Source organism: Mycobacterium sp. DL (assembly GCF_039729195.1).
Taxonomy (GTDB): domain Bacteria; phylum Actinomycetota; class Actinomycetes; order Mycobacteriales; family Mycobacteriaceae; genus Mycobacterium; species Mycobacterium hippocampi_A.
On sequence record NZ_CP155796.1, the window covers coordinates 4,576,888 to 4,591,736 of the forward strand.

The 14,849-nt window shown below is 68.0% G+C and carries 19 protein-coding genes and 1 riboswitch; of the genes, 9 read left to right on the plus strand and 10 right to left on the minus strand.

The genetic code is table 11. The features are described 5' to 3' along the window. The first annotated feature begins 28 nt into the window (after positions 1-28). The 3 genes from moaC to ABDC78_RS21830 are packed head-to-tail and all read left to right on the plus strand — an operon-like array spanning position 29 to position 1,364. Entirely contained in the window at positions 29-466 is a 438-nt protein-coding gene (moaC, locus tag ABDC78_RS21820) for a cyclic pyranopterin monophosphate synthase MoaC (RefSeq protein WP_218621404.1), read from the plus strand. Then, the gene (locus ABDC78_RS21825; RefSeq protein WP_178361929.1) at positions 463-942 is read left to right on the plus strand and encodes a MogA/MoaB family molybdenum cofactor biosynthesis protein; all 480 of its coding nucleotides are present in this window, start codon (positions 463-465) and stop codon (positions 940-942) included. The genes moaC and ABDC78_RS21825 overlap by 4 nt, the downstream gene beginning before the upstream one ends. Beyond that, entirely contained in the window at positions 939-1,364 is a 426-nt protein-coding gene (locus ABDC78_RS21830) for a molybdenum cofactor biosynthesis protein MoaE (protein ID WP_178361930.1), read from the plus strand. Before ABDC78_RS21825 ends, ABDC78_RS21830 begins: the two co-directional genes overlap by 4 nt. Positions 1,365-1,402: 38 nt before the next feature. Here ABDC78_RS21830 and ABDC78_RS21835 read toward each other — a convergent pair whose 3' ends face one another. The 4 genes from ABDC78_RS21835 to ABDC78_RS21850 all read right to left on the minus strand — a co-directional run bounded on the left by ABDC78_RS21835 (position 1,403) and on the right by ABDC78_RS21850 (position 4,940). After that, on the minus strand, positions 1,403-2,740 hold the full coding sequence (locus tag ABDC78_RS21835; RefSeq protein WP_347133191.1) for a transglycosylase family protein: 1,338 nt from the start codon (positions 2,738-2,740) through the stop codon (positions 1,403-1,405). Between the two features lie 8 nt (positions 2,741-2,748). Beyond that, a riboswitch (cyclic di-AMP (ydaO/yuaA leader) is annotated at positions 2,749-2,962 on the minus strand. A 242-nt stretch (positions 2,963-3,204) separates the two neighbouring features. Beyond that, complete coding sequence (locus ABDC78_RS21840) at positions 3,205-3,471, minus strand: MoaD/ThiS family protein (RefSeq protein WP_178358386.1); 267 nt, start codon at positions 3,469-3,471, stop codon at positions 3,205-3,207. 3 nt (positions 3,472-3,474) lie between these two features. After that, a complete protein-coding gene (moaA, locus tag ABDC78_RS21845) occupies positions 3,475-4,536 on the minus strand; it encodes a GTP 3',8-cyclase MoaA (protein WP_178358385.1) in 1,062 nt (353 codons plus the stop codon). Next, positions 4,533-4,940: a YccF domain-containing protein gene (locus ABDC78_RS21850; protein ID WP_178358384.1), complete on the minus strand. Its 408-nt coding sequence runs from the start codon at positions 4,938-4,940 to the stop codon at positions 4,533-4,535. The genes moaA and ABDC78_RS21850 overlap by 4 nt, the downstream gene beginning before the upstream one ends. A gap of 169 nt (positions 4,941-5,109) precedes the next feature. Here ABDC78_RS21850 and ABDC78_RS21855 point away from each other — a divergent pair, with 169 nt between their 5' ends. Both ABDC78_RS21855 and ABDC78_RS21860 read left to right on the plus strand, forming a co-directional pair. Continuing rightward, on the plus strand, positions 5,110-5,520 hold the full coding sequence (locus ABDC78_RS21855) for a cold-shock protein (RefSeq protein ID WP_178358383.1): 411 nt from the start codon (positions 5,110-5,112) through the stop codon (positions 5,518-5,520). Between the two features lie 56 nt (positions 5,521-5,576). Then, positions 5,577-6,593, plus strand: a complete 1,017-nt coding sequence (locus ABDC78_RS21860; protein WP_178358382.1) for a glutathione S-transferase C-terminal domain-containing protein — start codon at positions 5,577-5,579, stop codon at positions 6,591-6,593. 7 nt (positions 6,594-6,600) lie between these two features. On the opposite strand, the gene ABDC78_RS21865 is transcribed toward ABDC78_RS21860, so the two are convergent. Together ABDC78_RS21865 and ABDC78_RS21870 are read right to left on the minus strand one after the other, a co-directional pair. Continuing rightward, on the minus strand, positions 6,601-7,083 hold the full coding sequence (locus ABDC78_RS21865; RefSeq protein ID WP_178358381.1) for a DUF2771 domain-containing protein: 483 nt from the start codon (positions 7,081-7,083) through the stop codon (positions 6,601-6,603). Continuing rightward, positions 7,080-8,699 carry an MFS transporter gene (locus ABDC78_RS21870; RefSeq protein WP_256736012.1) on the minus strand — a complete coding sequence of 540 codons (1,620 nt, stop codon included), beginning with the start codon at positions 8,697-8,699 and terminating at the stop codon, positions 7,080-7,082. The genes ABDC78_RS21865 and ABDC78_RS21870 overlap by 4 nt, the downstream gene beginning before the upstream one ends. A 190-nt stretch (positions 8,700-8,889) precedes the next feature. Here ABDC78_RS21870 and ABDC78_RS21875 point away from each other — a divergent pair, with 190 nt between their 5' ends. Then, positions 8,890-9,726: a DUF3027 domain-containing protein gene (locus ABDC78_RS21875; protein WP_347133529.1), complete on the plus strand. Its 837-nt coding sequence runs from the start codon at positions 8,890-8,892 to the stop codon at positions 9,724-9,726. On the opposite strand, the gene ABDC78_RS21880 is transcribed toward ABDC78_RS21875, so the two are convergent. After that, entirely contained in the window at positions 9,723-10,175 is a 453-nt protein-coding gene (locus ABDC78_RS21880) for an SRPBCC family protein (protein WP_178358378.1), read from the minus strand. The genes ABDC78_RS21875 and ABDC78_RS21880 overlap by 4 nt on opposite strands. 11 nt (positions 10,176-10,186) lie before the next feature. After that, positions 10,187-10,438, minus strand: coding sequence for a DUF2530 domain-containing protein (locus ABDC78_RS21885; RefSeq protein ID WP_178358377.1), 252 nt, complete (start codon positions 10,436-10,438; stop codon positions 10,187-10,189). 105 nt (positions 10,439-10,543) lie between these two features. Here ABDC78_RS21885 and ABDC78_RS21890 point away from each other — a divergent pair, with 105 nt between their 5' ends. Together ABDC78_RS21890 and ABDC78_RS21895 are read left to right on the plus strand one after the other, a co-directional pair. Continuing rightward, a complete protein-coding gene (locus ABDC78_RS21890) occupies positions 10,544-11,362 on the plus strand; it encodes an RNA methyltransferase (RefSeq protein WP_178358376.1) in 819 nt (272 codons plus the stop codon). After that, positions 11,359-11,640, plus strand: a complete 282-nt coding sequence (locus ABDC78_RS21895; protein WP_178358375.1) for a DUF2537 domain-containing protein — start codon at positions 11,359-11,361, stop codon at positions 11,638-11,640. Before ABDC78_RS21890 ends, ABDC78_RS21895 begins: the two co-directional genes overlap by 4 nt. On the opposite strand, the gene sepH is transcribed toward ABDC78_RS21895, so the two are convergent. Beyond that, positions 11,608-12,387 carry a septation protein SepH gene (gene sepH, locus ABDC78_RS21900; RefSeq protein ID WP_178358374.1) on the minus strand — a complete coding sequence of 260 codons (780 nt, stop codon included), beginning with the start codon at positions 12,385-12,387 and terminating at the stop codon, positions 11,608-11,610. The genes ABDC78_RS21895 and sepH overlap by 33 nt on opposite strands. Positions 12,388-12,477: 90 nt before the next feature. Further along, positions 12,478-13,602 (minus strand): phosphoserine transaminase, encoded by a 1,125-nt coding sequence (gene serC / locus ABDC78_RS21905; protein ID WP_178358373.1) that lies wholly within the window; start codon positions 13,600-13,602, stop codon positions 12,478-12,480. Between the two features lie 217 nt (positions 13,603-13,819). Here serC and ABDC78_RS21910 point away from each other — a divergent pair, with 217 nt between their 5' ends. After that, a complete protein-coding gene (locus ABDC78_RS21910) occupies positions 13,820-14,848 on the plus strand; it encodes a diiron oxygenase (protein ID WP_178358372.1) in 1,029 nt (342 codons plus the stop codon). Position 14,849: the final 1 nt, after the last annotated feature.

Here is a 14,849-nt window from a genome sequence, read left to right on the forward strand (position 1 = left end):
GCATCTCGATGAGTCGGGCGCAGCTCATATGGTCGATGTCACCGCCAAGGATGTCACCAAGCGCGTTGCGATAGCGGTGGGAGCAGTACGGACCCGTCCCGATGTCGTCGAGATGATCAGCGCAAACGGGCTGCCCAAGGGTGACGCGTTGGCCACCGCGCGGGTCGCTGCGATTCTCGCTGCCAAACGCACCAGCGAACTGATCCCGCTGTGCCACCCGCTGGCGATCACCGGTGTCGACGTCGATTTCACCGTGGGCGGTGCGGACGACCCGGGACTGGTCGGCATCACCGCCACCGTGCGCACCACTGACCGCACCGGGGTCGAGATGGAAGCGCTGACCGCAGTCAGCGTGGCCGCGCTGACGATCTACGACATGATCAAGGCGGTCGACCGCGCCGCATGCATCAACGACATCCGCGTGGTGCGCAAAGAGGGTGGCAAAACGGGTATGTGGACCGCGTGACGCGGTCAGGTGTGGTGATCATCGCCTCCACCCGGGCCTCTGCCGGTGTCTACGAGGACCGCTGCGGTCCCGTCATCGCGGACTGGCTGAACGGCCGCGGCGTCGACACCCCCTCACCCGTGGTCGTCGCTGACGGCGAACCGGTCGAATCGGCGCTGCGATCTGCTCTGCGTGACAGCCCCGACGTCATCGTCACCTCCGGCGGCACGGGCATCTCACCCACCGATTCCACTCCGCAGGCGACTGCGGCGGTGGTGGATTACCAGGTCCCGGGTCTCGCCGAGGCCATCAGACAGTCCGGACTCCCGCACGTGCCGACGTCGGTCTTGTCGCGCGGAGTGTGCGGCGTCGCCGGCCGAACGTTGATCGTGAATCTCCCCGGCTCATCCGGCGGGGTCAAAGACGGCTTGGGAGTGCTCGCCGATGTTCTCGAGCACGCGCTGGATCAATTGCGCGGAGGGGACCACGTGCGATGACGACGGTGGTCAGGGCTGCTCTCACCGATCAGCCCATCGATTCGGCCGAGCATGAGGCGCTGGTCTCACACCACGCCGCGGGCGCCGTCGTGGTTTTTGCCGGCGTCGTGCGCGACCACGACGGCGGCCGAACCGTGACTCGACTGGACTATTCGTCGCATCCGTCCGCGGCACAGACCCTCGAGGACGTCGTCGCCGAGATCGCGGCCGATTGCCCGGGGGTCCGCGCCATCGCCGTCAGCCATCGGGTCGGCACCCTGCACATCGGCGACGCGGCGCTGGTTGCCGCCGTCGCTGCCGACCACCGGCGCGCCGCGTTCGAGACCTGTGCGCGCCTGGTGGACAGCGTGAAAGAACGGCTACCGGTGTGGAAGCACCAGTTCTTCGCCGACGGAACCGAGGAGTGGGTCAACTCCGCGTAGTCCACGACGACCGTGGGACGAGTCGGCGATGGGTCGCGTCAGGCGGGCGGCAACACCGGTGCGGGTGCCGGAGGAGGCACCGCGGCCGGATCGGCGCCGACCGGGACCGGCATGCTCGGCGCGGGGCCACCCGGGTCCGGAGTGGTCAGCGGACGCTGGGTCAGCGCCAGCAACGCGTCGCTGCCGGAGATGTCCTGGGTCTGGATCGCGTGCCAGATCTCCTTGAGGTACGTGACGTTCGGGCTCTCGCTCGGAACGAGCGCAGGGTCGACCGTGGTACCGGGAGGCAGGTTGTCCGGGCTCACCAGGTGCGGGGTGGCTTCGGGCATGGGCAGGTCCCCGGTGATCGCCTGGTTGGCCATGTCGTATGCCGGAGCGGGCACGTCGACACCGGCCAACGGGGCCAGCGGATCGATCGGCGCGGGAGCTGCGACGGCCGCCGGGGCGGGGGCCGGTGCAGGGGCGGGAGCGGGCGCCGGGGGAAGCGGCGGAAGTGCCGGCGCGGGCTGCAGTGGTGCGTCTGCGTGCAGCGACCACAGCTGGGCCTGATCGGCAGGAACCGGGCCGTGCGGGGTGTCCCAGTTGCCGGCGGTGGCGATCGGCAGTTCGACCGGCGGCGCATCGAGCGGTGCCGCGAGAGAGGCTTCGACGATCGCCGGTGCGGGTGCCGGCAGCGGCGCATCCATCGGTGCCGGAGCGGGCAGCGGGGCCGGCAGGGGTGCGTCCATTGGCGCCGGGGCGGGCAGCGGTGCGTCCATTGGCGCCGGTGCGGGCGGCAGCGGCGCGGGTGGGGGAAGGGGAGCATCCATCGGCGCGGGAGCCGGAGGCAGGGCCTCAGGCAGCGGAGCCGGGGGCAGCGGCGGCGGGGCTTCGGGCAGCGGGGCCGACATCGCATCGAACGGTGCGGGGGCAGGCGGGGCGAACGGCGGGGGCGGAGGAGGCAGCACGCCGTTGAGTGCCACCGGGTCGACCGGCGCAGGCGGTTCGGGTTCGTTGACGACGTTGCGTGGCGTTGCGGCGGAGAGCGGCCCGCCGCACGACGGCCATGCGCCCTTGCCCTGAGACGCCAGCACGCGCTCGGCGACGGCGATCTGCTCTTCCTTGGTCGCCAGGTACGCCGCGGGTGCGAAGTCGGCGCCACCGTGGCCGGACCAGGTGCTCGGCGAGAACTGCAGTCCGCCGTGATACCCGTTGCCGGTGTTGATGGCCCAGTTGCCGCCGGACTCACAGCTCGCGACGCGGTCCCACTCACCGTCGGTCGCAGCACCTGCTTGGCCGGCGAGTGCAATGCTGCCGCCACCGATGACTGCGCCGGTGAAGGCGATCTTTGCGACGCTTACTGATGACGAAGTGGGCTTGCGATGCCGTCCACTCATAAAACTTGTGGTCCTCTCTGTAGCGCCCGCGAGGTCAGCTGTCGGGTTCGGGCTGGAGAGGTCGCCCGGCCGCTTCGTCGAAACGAAGACGGCTTCACCCCTAGGAGCCGTGAACGGCCCCAGGTCCCTTGTGTTCGGTGGACCGGTGGGTCCCCCGCCTCCATCCAGGTTGTTTCTCGTTGTCCCCGCAGACCGACGGATGGAGCTCGGCGCAATCGGTCTCACGGCGGGCCGGTCGGGTTTGGGATCGACGGCTTGAGTCAAGACGGTAACCGGAAGGCCCGGTCCCGTCACCCCGTGGCTGCCTCGGCGTTTCCTGCCGAAGCAAATATTAAAAAAACTCTAAAAACCCAGGAAAGTTCGTTGTTCCTGCAGGTGCCGCCCGCCGCAACCGCGCCGTAGCCATCTCGTGACCGTTTTGTTATGTGACGTAAATCACGGAATACATCGATCCCGGCCGGTCGCTAGCCACCGGCGAAGGGCGGGAGCACATCCAGAGTCTGTGCGTCATCGAGCACGATTTCCATGTCTCGCACCGCAATTCCATCGCGCAGATAGGAGCACCTGGCCAGCACGTTTGCCAGTTCGGCATCCCTGGACTTCAGCGTCGCGATCAACTCGGCCACCGTTGTTCCAGCTCGCAGGTCGAAAATCTCCGTCTCGGCGCCCGCGGCGGCGCGCGCTGCGGCAAAGTACCGCACGGTGACGCGCACTCGGAGGTCTGTCGGCATCGTCTAACCGCCGATCGCGCTCATCGGGCGGTCGGGCTGGACAAAATCCGGGTCGTTGATGCCGTGGCCCGCGGCTTTGGCCCACATCGCGGCACGCCACGCGGCCTCGAGGGCGTCGTCGTCTGCGCCGGAGCGCAGGAGCGCGCGCAGGTCGGTCTCCTCAGTTGCGAACAGGCAGTTGCGGACCTGGCCGTCGGCGGTCAGCCGACTGCGGTCGCACGCGGCACAGAAGGCGTGCGAGACCGACGCGATGATGCCGACCTTGCCGGACAGCCCGGCCTGATCGTGGACCTGCCACAGCTGTGCCGGCGCCGACCCGCGCGGAGTCGGGTCGGGGGTGAGCGTGAACGCACCCTGCAACGTGCGGAGGATGTCGTCGGCGCTGATCGCGCGGTCGCGCTCCCAGGCATGCCCGGCGTCGAGCGGCATCTGCTCGATGATGCGCAGCTGGTAGCCGTGCTGCAGACAGAAGCGCAGCAATTCCACGGCGTCTGCGAGCCCGGTGACCGGATCGAGCACCGCGTTGACCTTCACCGGGCTCAGGCCCGCTGCCTTGGCGGCGTCCAGCCCGGCCAGCACGTCGGCCAACTTGTCGCGGCGGGTGATGGCGGCGAAGTGCGCGGCGTCGACGGTGTCCAGTGAGACGTTGATGCGGTCGAGTCCGGCCGCCTTGAGCGCGGCGGCGCGCCGCGCCAGGCCGACCCCGTTGGTGGTCAGCGTGATCTCCGGACGTGGACGCAACGCGGCCGTCTGCTCGACGACCGTCTCGAGGTGGGGAACCACCAGCGGCTCGCCCCCGGTGAACCGGACGCTGGTGATCCCGAGCCGGGTCACCGCGATGTGAAGCAGTCGGGTGAGTTCGGCGGGCTGCAGCTTCTGGTCACCGGGCAGCCAGTCGAGTCCCTCGGCGGGCATGCAGTAGGTGCAGCGCAAATTGCACAGGTCGGTCAGGGACACCCGCAGGTCGGTCGCGACCCGGCCGAAGGTGTCGACCAACGGGCCGTCCGCAGGCGCGGAGGACCGGATGCGGTGTACCGATGGCACCCCGAGTCCGACGACAGTCACGGCGCGGCTCCGAAGGCCGGCGAATTCACCGCATCGACCGGCACGATCTCCTTGCCGAGAGGCATCAGCGACACCGGGATCAGTTTGAGGTTCGCCAGCGCCAGCGGGATCCCGATGATGGTGATGGCCATCGCGACCGCGGTGATGATGTGACCCAGGGCCAGCCACACCCCGAAGAGGATGACCCAGAGGACGTTGCCGACCAGCGCGCCGGGGCGGGTTCCTGGCTTGTCGACGATGGTGCGGCCGAACGGCCACAGCGCATACGCCGCGATGCGCAGCGAAGCGAAGCCGAACGGGATCGTGATGATCAGGATGAAGCAGATGAGCGCCGCGAGGAGATAGCCGAGCGCGAGCCACAGTCCGCCGAAGACCAACCAGATCACATTCAGTATCAGTCGCATCTTCTTCCTCCAACGATTTCTGCAGCCTACCTACATAAGGGGATGCTGGCGGCGGTGGCGTCCGAGTAAGATCGCCTCGGACGCGTCCCGACGCAGGCGGGGCGCTTTACTTGTGTACCCAACAGGTACAGACCTTTATTCGCTTCAGATAGACAAGCAGGTGAGACCAGTGCCGACCGGCCGGGTGAAGTGGTACGACACCGAGAAGGGCTTCGGGTTCCTCTCCCAGGAGGAGGGTGAGGACGTCTACGTGCGGTCCTCGGCGTTGCCCGCCGGTGTGGAAGGTCTCAAGGCGGGCCAGCGTGTCGAGTTCGGTGTCGCTGCGGGCCGTCGTGGGCCCCAGGCGCTGAGCTTGAAGCTGATCGATCCGCCGCCGAGCCTGAGCAAGACCCGCCGAGAGGCCGCCACGGTCGAGCACAAGCACACTCCGGACGAGTTGCACGGCATGGTCGAGGACATGATCACGCTGTTGGAGAGCGCAGTGCAGCCGGAGCTTCGCAAGGGCCGCTACCCAGACCGTAAGGTGGCGCGCCGCGTCTCTGAAGTGGTGAAGGCCGTCGCTCAGGAACTCGACGCGTAGCAGCTTGAGCCGGAACCGGGAGCCGGGGACGCACTGATGCGGGTATTACTGGGTGCATGAGCTACGTCGCCGATTCCTCGTCCGCCAACGGTGAGTTCAACCGCGACACCGACTACATCAACACCCGGGTCACCGCCGACGGCCGAGACGGTTATCCCGTCGAACCCGGCCGGTACCGGCTCGTCGTCGCCAGGGCCTGCCCGTGGGCCAATCGCACGATCATCGTCAGGCGTCTGCTCGGGCTCGAAGATGTTCTCTCCATTGGCTTCTGCGGCCCGACACACGACGAGCGCAGCTGGACCTTCGACCTGGACCCGGACGGCGTGGACCCGGTGCTGGGCATCCACTACCTGCGCGACGCCTACAACAAACGCATCCCCGACTATCCCAAGGGCGTGACGGTTCCCGCCGTCGTGGACGTCCCGACCGGAGCGGTGGCGACCAACGATTTCGCACAGATCACGTTGGACTTCTCCACCGAATGGACGGCTCACCACCGTGACGGCGCGCCGCAGCTGTACCCGGAGCCGCTGCGCGACGAGATCGACGAGGTGTCCCAACGCATCTACACCGAGGTCAACAACGGCGTCTACCGGTGCGGATTCGCGGGATCCCAGCGCGCCTACGAGAAGGCCTACGACCGGTTGTTCACCGCGTTGGACTGGCTCACCGAGCGGCTGGCCGATCAGCGGTACCTGGTCGGGGACACCATCACCGAGGCCGACGTCCGGTTGTTCACCACGCTGGCCCGGTTCGACCCCGTCTACCACGGGCACTTCAAGACCAACCGCAGCAAGCTCTCCGAGATGCCGGTGCTGTGGGCCTACGCACGCGACCTGTTCCAGACCCCCGGGTTCGGCGACACCACCGACTTCGTCCAGATCAAGCAGCACTACTACATCGTCCATTCCGACATCAACCCGACCGGGGTGGTGCCCAAGGGGCCGGACCTGACCAACTGGCTCACACCGCACGGTCGGGAAGCATTGGGCGGCAGACCATTCGGTGATGGGACGCCGCCGCCGCCGACGCGGGAGGCGGAGCGGGTGCCGGCAGCGCATTCGGCTGGCTAGCGGCCGGTCAATCCCACACGGTGCGGACCGACCACTCGGCGTGCGGCACCGGGAACTCGTCACCCGTTTCATCACGGACCAGCGTCGGAAGCTGCACCGCGATGCCGACGAGTCGGCCGCGCTGCGCGTCGACGGTCGGGATCGTCACCGCCAGCCGGGTATCGGGCCGGAACTCCTCGATCAGATCGGCGTCCTCGTAGGCGCGCAGCAGCACCCATGGTGCCTGCGAGATGGCGGACGGCACCGACAGCTGAATCGGATGGCGGCCGGTCACCGGCAGCTCGCCCTGTTCACCGGAGACGACGCAGTCGGTCGGGTTGAGCACCTCGCAGAACCGGAACGGGCCCACGCGGGCGAGGTGTCCCTGCGAGTAGGCGGAGATCTCGGGAGGCTGCGGGGTGTGGTCTCGGGACAACCGCCACACCAGCACCCCGGTACCGGTGGACGCGACGAGCGCCACCGCCGCCAGCATGGCGACAACACGTTTCACTCGCGCGTCACCGCCGCCGTGTCCATCGGTACACCTTCCTGCTCGGCGAGCACCGGACGATTGCCTCCGAAACCGGGTATCAGCGACTCACCCCGGTAGCTCACGATCGTCTGGGCGAGGCCGAGCATCAGGATCGCGGTGATCGTGGTGAAGCCCACCCACAGATCGGTGTAGATCAACACCCCGGTGGCTCCGCCGGCGACCCACGACAGCTGCAGCAGCGATTCCGATCGGCCGAACGCCGACGCCCGGGATTCCTCGGGTAGATCGTCCTGCAGTGAGGCATCCAGCGACGCCTTGGCGATCGCGCTGGCCCCCGACGTGACCAGTGTCGCCCCCGCGGCGACGAGCAGGTTGCCGGTCAGAGCCGTCACCAGCGCCACGGCCGTGACTGCGGTGGCACAGCGCACCACTAGACGCGCCGGATGCCCGAGGGTCAGCCGCGCGGCGGTGAAGTTGCCGGTGAAGTTGCCGATTGCTGCCGCCGCACCGATCAGGCCGAGGATGCGCAGCTGCTCCCATCCGCTGGCGTCGTGGGCCTTGGCCACAAACGCCGGATAGAGGAACAGAAATCCCACCATGACCTTGACGGTGCAGTTGCCCCACAGGGCGGTGATGATGTTGCGGCCCAGCGGTTGCCGCGTCTTGGTGGTGGCGCCGTGGGTATCCGTGCGGCGGCGCAGATCGTCGGCGCCGCCGTGGTAGCTGAGGGTGGTGGGGACCTCACCCTCGGTCACCTCCACCCACTTGGGAATGCGCATCGCCACAACGGCGCCGGCGACCGTCATCGCCACCACGATGTACAGCGCGCCGGGCATCTGGACGAGGCTGAACCCCCACTCGGCGGCCGCGGCGATACCGCCGCCGATCATGGTGCCGCCCAACAATCCGAACGTGGTCAGTCGGGAATTCACCCGCACCAGGTCGATCGAGGGCGGTAACACCCGTGGGGTGACGGCGCCTCGAAGCACCGAGAAGGACTTCGACAGCACCATCATCCCGAGTGCGCACGGGTAGAGCACCCATGACGGGAAGCTGCCCGTGGCGCTGTCGTAGTTGGCGATCAACACCACGGCCAGCACGGTGCGGAGCACAAACGAGGCCGCCAGCGCCACCCGCCGCCCGTGCTGCAACCGGTCCAGCGCCGGCCCGATCAGCGGGGCGATGACCGCGAACGGTGCGATGGTGATGAGCAGATACAGCGCGACCTTGCCCTTGCTCTCACCTGAGGCGGCCGCGAAGAACAGCGTGTTGGCCAGTGCGACCGCCATCGCCGCGTCCACCGCGAAGTTCGCCACCACCGGCCAGGTCAGTGCGGTCAGGCCGGACTTGTCCGCGCCGTCGGCGGTGGCCGCCCGGTGCACGAGGCCGTACATCTTCGACCCCATCTCGCGGCTGCGCTGCGCGGCGGCACGTGTCACCGTCACCTTCTCGCCGGCGCTCGCACCGGCGCGACCGGACGGATCGAAGCTGTCGTAGCGGGACGAGGAGCCCGAGTGGCGGGTGCTCTCGTCGAGGGGTGGCAGCCAGCGATTGCCGCCGTGGTTCGGCGGTGCAGGGTTGCGCGGCGTCCGTTGGCCGGGGCTCCAGTGCGGGTCGCTGGGGTAGTTCGCCATCCCGGGGTGTTCGCCCGCAGGTGGGCGCGGAGGGTAGTAGCGTGCACCATGCTGACCGCCAGGGTCCCGGTGGTCACGCCGCTCTCCGGTCACGTGTCGATTCTCCCCCATCCGGACGGCAGCAGGCGTGCGGGCGGCCGGTGTGGCTACATGTTGGCCCCGTCGGGCAAGATTGGAGGCAATGGACAGCGTGACCGAACCGGATCAACAGTCCGAAGCGAACCCAGGGCAGGAACCGGCACCGGCGCAGGAACCGGTGGCGGCTCCTGAGCCGACCGCCGCCGAGGACGCGCCCGATCTCGCCGGGGTGCTGATGGGCGCCGTTGCCGAGGCGCGCGCGGCCATCGTCGAGCACAGCGGCGAGGACAGCGTCGGTGAGTACCTGGGCGCGGGATTCGAGGACCCGACCGCAGCCACCCACCGATTCCTCGCCGAGCTTCCCGGCTATCGCGGTTGGCAGTGGGCCGTCGTGGTCGCAGCGTGCCCCGGTGCCGAGCAGGCCACGATCAGCGAGGTGGTGCTGGTACCCGGGCCGACCGCGCTGCTGGCTCCCAAGTGGGTGCCCTGGGATGAGCGGGTTCGCCCCGGCGATCTGGGCCCGGGTGACCTCTTGGCTCCGCAGACCGACGACCCGCGCCTGGTTCCGGGTTACACGGCCACCGGTGACCCGCAGATCGATGACGTTGCCGTCGAGGTCGGACTGGGTCGTCGTCAGGTGCTGAGCATGTGGGGGCGCGCCGACGCCGCCCAGCGTTGGCATGACGGCGAACACGGGCCGGGGTCTGCGATGGCCAGAGCGACCCGTCGGTCGTGTCGTGACTGCGGTTTTTATCTGCCCCTCGGCGGAGCCCTCGGGGTGATGTTCGGGGTGTGCGCCAACGAGTACGCCTCCGACGGACACGTCGTCGACGCCGAGTACGGGTGCGGTGCGCACTCGGACACCCCAGCGCCGGCCGGCACCGGGTCACCGTTGTACGACGCCTACGACGACGGCGTGCTCGACATGGTGGAACGCGCGGACAGCTAGCGCTCCGCGGCCGCCTTGATGCGGTTCAGTGACAGATTCATGCCCTCGATCAGTTCGTCTTCGAAGCTGGGCACCCCGCCCATCATCGAGTTCACGAGGAAGTTCGACATTGCCGTCGTGCCGTTCTCGGCGTGCCGGGTCTCGATCAGTCGGGTGCCCGCCTCGGTGGGTTCGAGTTCGTAGCTCCACACGGTGTGGTTCTCGTTGACCCGGAACGCGAGCTTCTTCTCGGGGATCAGCTCGGTGATGCGGCTGGTGGTGGGCCAGGCGAGGAACCCACGCCGATTGAAGTTGATGGTGCGGGCACCCTGGCGCATCCCACCGATCGGCTTCATCAGGCGGCACTGCGGGCTCCACTGCGGCATCTTCTTCAGGTCGGAGACCAGCGCCCACACCTTCGAAACCGGGGCATTGATGTCGATCTGCGCTTGCAGGACGGGTGCTGCCATTGCTGCTGCTCCTAGTCGAGGCCGCTCTGTGCGCCGCGCGATCCGCGGCGCACGGCGTGACGTTGCCACAGAAATATCGATGTGCCAAGAACGCCGACACCCAAACCGGCGACCGTGATCGGCCGCCAGTCGTGCAGCGAACTCACCGTGAAAGCGAGCACCGCTGCGATCAACCAGGCGCAGGTGATGACGGCGATGACGGGCCACGGCGCCCGCAGCGCCGCGGGAAGCGCGGGCGGCTGAGGTGGTTCGGACGCGGTCATCACCTGCGAACGTAGTCGATCGCCGGTCGAGTGCCGAGAGGCGCTGGGTAGTCTCGACGCCGTGAGAGCTGTCGGATGCACTGGCGACGGTGACGAAAACGCGTGATGGCCAACGTCATCGACGTCGCCGACCCCGGTGACTCCCGGCTCGACGACTTCCGGGACCTCAACAGCGTCGACCGTCGGCCGGACCTGCCCACCGGAAAAGGGCTGGTGATCGCCGAGGGCGTCCTGGTGGTGCAGCGGATGCTCGCCTCCCGGTTCACACCGCGTGCGTTTCTGGGAACCGATCGGCGGCTGGCTGAACTCGGTGCCGACCTCGACGGCGTCGACGCGCCGTTCTACCGGGCGTCTGCCGAGGTGATGGCCGATGTGGTCGGCTTCCACCTCAATCGTGGGGTGCTCGCGTCGGCATCGCGCGCCGCCGAGCTGACGGTGGCGCAGGTGCTCGACGGCGTGAGGACGGTCGCGGTGCTCGAGGGCGTCAACGACCACGAGAACCTCGGGTCGGTGTTCCGCAACGCCGCGGGGCTGGGGGTCGGGGCGGTGGTCTTCGGCAGCGGATGCGCCGACCCGTTGTATCGACGTGCGGTCCGGGTCTCGATGGGCCACGCCCTGCTGGTGCCTTTTGCTCGGGCGCAGAACTGGCCTCGAGACCTGGAGTTATTGCGCAACAAGAACTTTCGCATTCTTGCGATGACCCCGGACCCGGCGGCGCCGTCGCTGGCCGAGGCGATGACCGGGCTGGCCGGGCAGCCGGTGGCGGTCCTCGTCGGTGCCGAGGGGCCGGGCCTTCAGGAGCACACGATGCGGTCGAGCGACATGCGCGTGCGCATCCCGATGTCGCGGGGGACCGACTCACTCAACGTCGCCACCGCCGCGGCGCTGGCATTCTATGAGCGGGACAGGGACAGGGAGATATGACTGACGACTCCACACCCTGGGCGACCGGTTTGACGTTGGCGGCGTTCGTCGCGGCCGTGATCGCGGCGGCGATCGTGGTGCTGAGCATCGGTCTGATCAGGGTTCATCCGCTGCTCGCCGTCGGCCTCAATCTTGTTGCGGTGGGCGGGCTGGCCCCGACGGTGTGGGGATGGCGGACGGTGCCGGTCTGGCGGTGGTTCGTGCTCGGATCGGCCGTCGGTGTGGGCGGCGCCTGGATCGCTCTGCTAGCGCTGGCCGCCGCTGGAACGTACGCCTAGCAGCACGTCTTCCCACGCCGGCACAGCGGGCCGGCTCTTCTTCGGGCGCGGGGGCTTTGTCGTCGGCGGCGGCTCGGGAGCCTCGGTGGGCGTCGTGAGCGGTGCGTCGGGTTCCTCGAGTGCCAGTTGCGCGACGGGCGCCAACGGGCGCAGCGGCCGGGCGAAGCTCGGGTCGATCAGCTCGCAGGCCGCGTCGTCGAACGCGGTGACGGTCCCGCCGTGCGCACCGGGGGCGAATCGGAAGTGCGCTTGGAGTTCCGACCTACCCGCTGTCCACGCCACCTGCACGGTCCAGCGGCCGTCCTCGTTGCGCCAGGCGTCCCAGACGGTGAGGTCGGGGTCGAGGCCGCGCGAGACCAGGGAGGTGGAGACGGTCTCCAGCAGCGTCAGCACCGACGGGCCGTCGGCGAGTACGGGATGGGCCGCGGTCGCCAGTTCGGCGGCGCGGTCGCGCTCCAGAAGCACCGGGTGGGCGAATCGCTCCACGCGCGCGATGTCCATTCCCGAGGCCGCCGCGACCTGTTCGACGGACGCGCCCGCGCGGATTTTCGACTGGATCTCTTTGGGGCGCAGCATGTTCTTGACCTCGACATCGATCGCGGTTTGGTTCGAACTCACCTGGTCGCCGCGCACCGCGGCCTTGAGGCGCTCGTCGGAGCGCAGGACGAACTTCTCTCCGGAGTCGTCGGTTTCGCAGATGATCCGTCGGCTGTCCACATCGAGTCCGACGACCTTGAGTTCCCGCATTTCGACCTCCTCCGGGCTGTTGCCGAGCCCGATACGGAGGTCACCCTACTGCGTTATCAACCCGTAACCGGGGTGACACGCGGCAGTCGATCAAAGCCGCTCGACAACAAAGTCGATGCACCCTGTCAGGGCGCTGACGTCGTCTGGATCCACGGCCGGGAACATTCCGACGCGCAGCTGATTGCGGCCGAGTTTGCGATAGGGCTCGGTGTCGACGATGCCGTTCTTGCGCAGGATCGACGCCACCGCGGCCGCATCCACGTCATCGGAGAAGTCGACGGTACCGACGACCTGTGAGCGCAAGACCGGGTCTGCGACGAACGGTGTGGCGAACGAGGACTTCTCGGCCCACGCGTACAGCCGCCCCGACGAGTCGGCGGTCCGCGCCGTCGCCCAGTCCAGACCACCGTTGCCGAGCAGCCAGTCGATCTGTTCGGCGAGCAGCACCAGGGTTCCGATCGCGGGGGTGTTGTAGGTCTGGTTCTTGACGCTGTTCTCGATGGCGATCGGCAGTGACAGGAACTCGGGCACCCAGCGTCCGGTGCCGGCGATCGCCTCGACGCGGGCGAGGGCGCCGGGGGAGAGCAGCGCGATCCACAGCCCGCCGTCGCCGGCGAAATTCTTCTGCGGCGCGAAGTAGTAGACGTCGGCGTCGGCGATGTCGACGGGCAGGCCGCCGGCCGCCGAGGTGGCGTCGATCGCGACGAGTGCGTCACCGGCGCCTTCGGGCCGTTCGACGGCCACTGCGACGCCGGTGGAGGTCTCGTTGTGCGCCCAGGCGATCAGGTCGGCGGACGGGTCCGACACCGGCTTGGGTGCGCTGCCCGCGTCGGCCTTGATGACGATGGGATCGCCGACGAACGGATTCTTGGCCACAGCGGAGGCGAACTTCGAACTGAACTCGCCGTAGGTGAGGTGTAGAGAGCGCTGGTCGATCAGCCCGAACGCGGCGGCATCCCAGAAGGCGGTGGATCCGCCGTTGCCGAGTATCACCTCGTAGCCGTCGGGCAGTGCGAACAGTTGGCGAAGGCCGTCGCGGACGCGCCCGACCAGGTTCTTCACCGGTGCCTGGCGGTGCGATGTCCCGAACAACTCGCCCGCCGCGGCGAGCGCCTGCAACTGTTCGGGCCTGACCTTGGACGGCCCGCAGCCGAACCGCCCGTCCGAGGGTCGGAGTTCGGACGGGATGGTCAGGGAAGTCGAGGCGTCGGCCATGGTGACAAGCCTAAGTTCCGGCCGTCGCGTTGCCGAGCGTGGGTCCTTCAGCGGCCGACCGTCGCATCTGGTGTGAGTTCAGTCACATGTGACGTAGGTAACCCGGTGATGACACATCTGCGAAATCGGCCTGTTCAATTCCTGGGACCATGGGTACTGTCTTTAGACAGCAGATAGACGAATGTAAAGCTCGACGGGGACGAACGGGAGGCACAGGATGGCTGTCAAAGAAGCTCGAACGCCCATCATCCGGCGCTGGCGCAAGAACATGGACGTATCCGACGACACCGAGTACGTCGACATGCTGACCACGCTCTCCGAGGGATCGGTGCGTCGGAACTTCAATCCGTACACCGACATCGACTGGGACTCACCCGAGTTCGCGGTGATCCCCAATGACCCCCGGTGGATCCTGCCGGGAACCGACCCGATCGGCCGCCACCCCTGGTACCGGTCACAATCGGTCGAACGGCAGATCGAGATCGGGATGTGGCGCCAGGCGAACGTGGCCAAGGTCGGCCTGCACTTCGAGTCGATCCTGATCCGCGGGCTGATGAACTACGCGTTCTGGGTGCCCAACGGCTCCCCGGAGTACCGCTACTGCCTGCACGAGTCGGTCGAAGAGTGCAACCACACCATGATGTTCCAGGAGATGGTGAACCGCATCGGTGCCGACGTTCCGGGCATGCCGCGGATGCTCAAGTGGCTCTCCCAGGTCATCCCGCTGGCCGCGGGTCCGCTGCCCATCACGTTCTTCTTCGGTGTGCTCGCCGGCGAGGAACCCATCGACCACACGCAGAAGAACGTGCTCCGGGAGGGCAAAGCGCTGCATCCGATCATGGAGCGCGTGATGGCCATCCACGTGGCCGAGGAGGCGCGGCACATCTCGTTTGCCCACGAGTACCTGCGCAAGAGGGTTCCGCACATGCCTCGACGGAAGCGGTTCCTGCTGTCGCTGCACGTCCCGATCATCATGCGGGTGCTGTGCCAGGCCATCGTGAAGCCGCCGAGGTCGTTCTGGAAAGAGTTCGACATTCCGCGCTCGGTCAAGAAGGAACTGTTCTTCCAGGCTCCGGAGTCGCGGCAGTTCCTGCGGGACATGTTCGGCGACGTCCGGATGCTGTGTCACGACACCGGGTTGATGAACCCGTTCGCAAAGCTGATGTGGCGGATCTGCAGGATCGACGGCCAACCGAGCCGCTACCGCAGCGAGCCCGCGCGTCAACACGTGGTGACCGCCGCCTAGG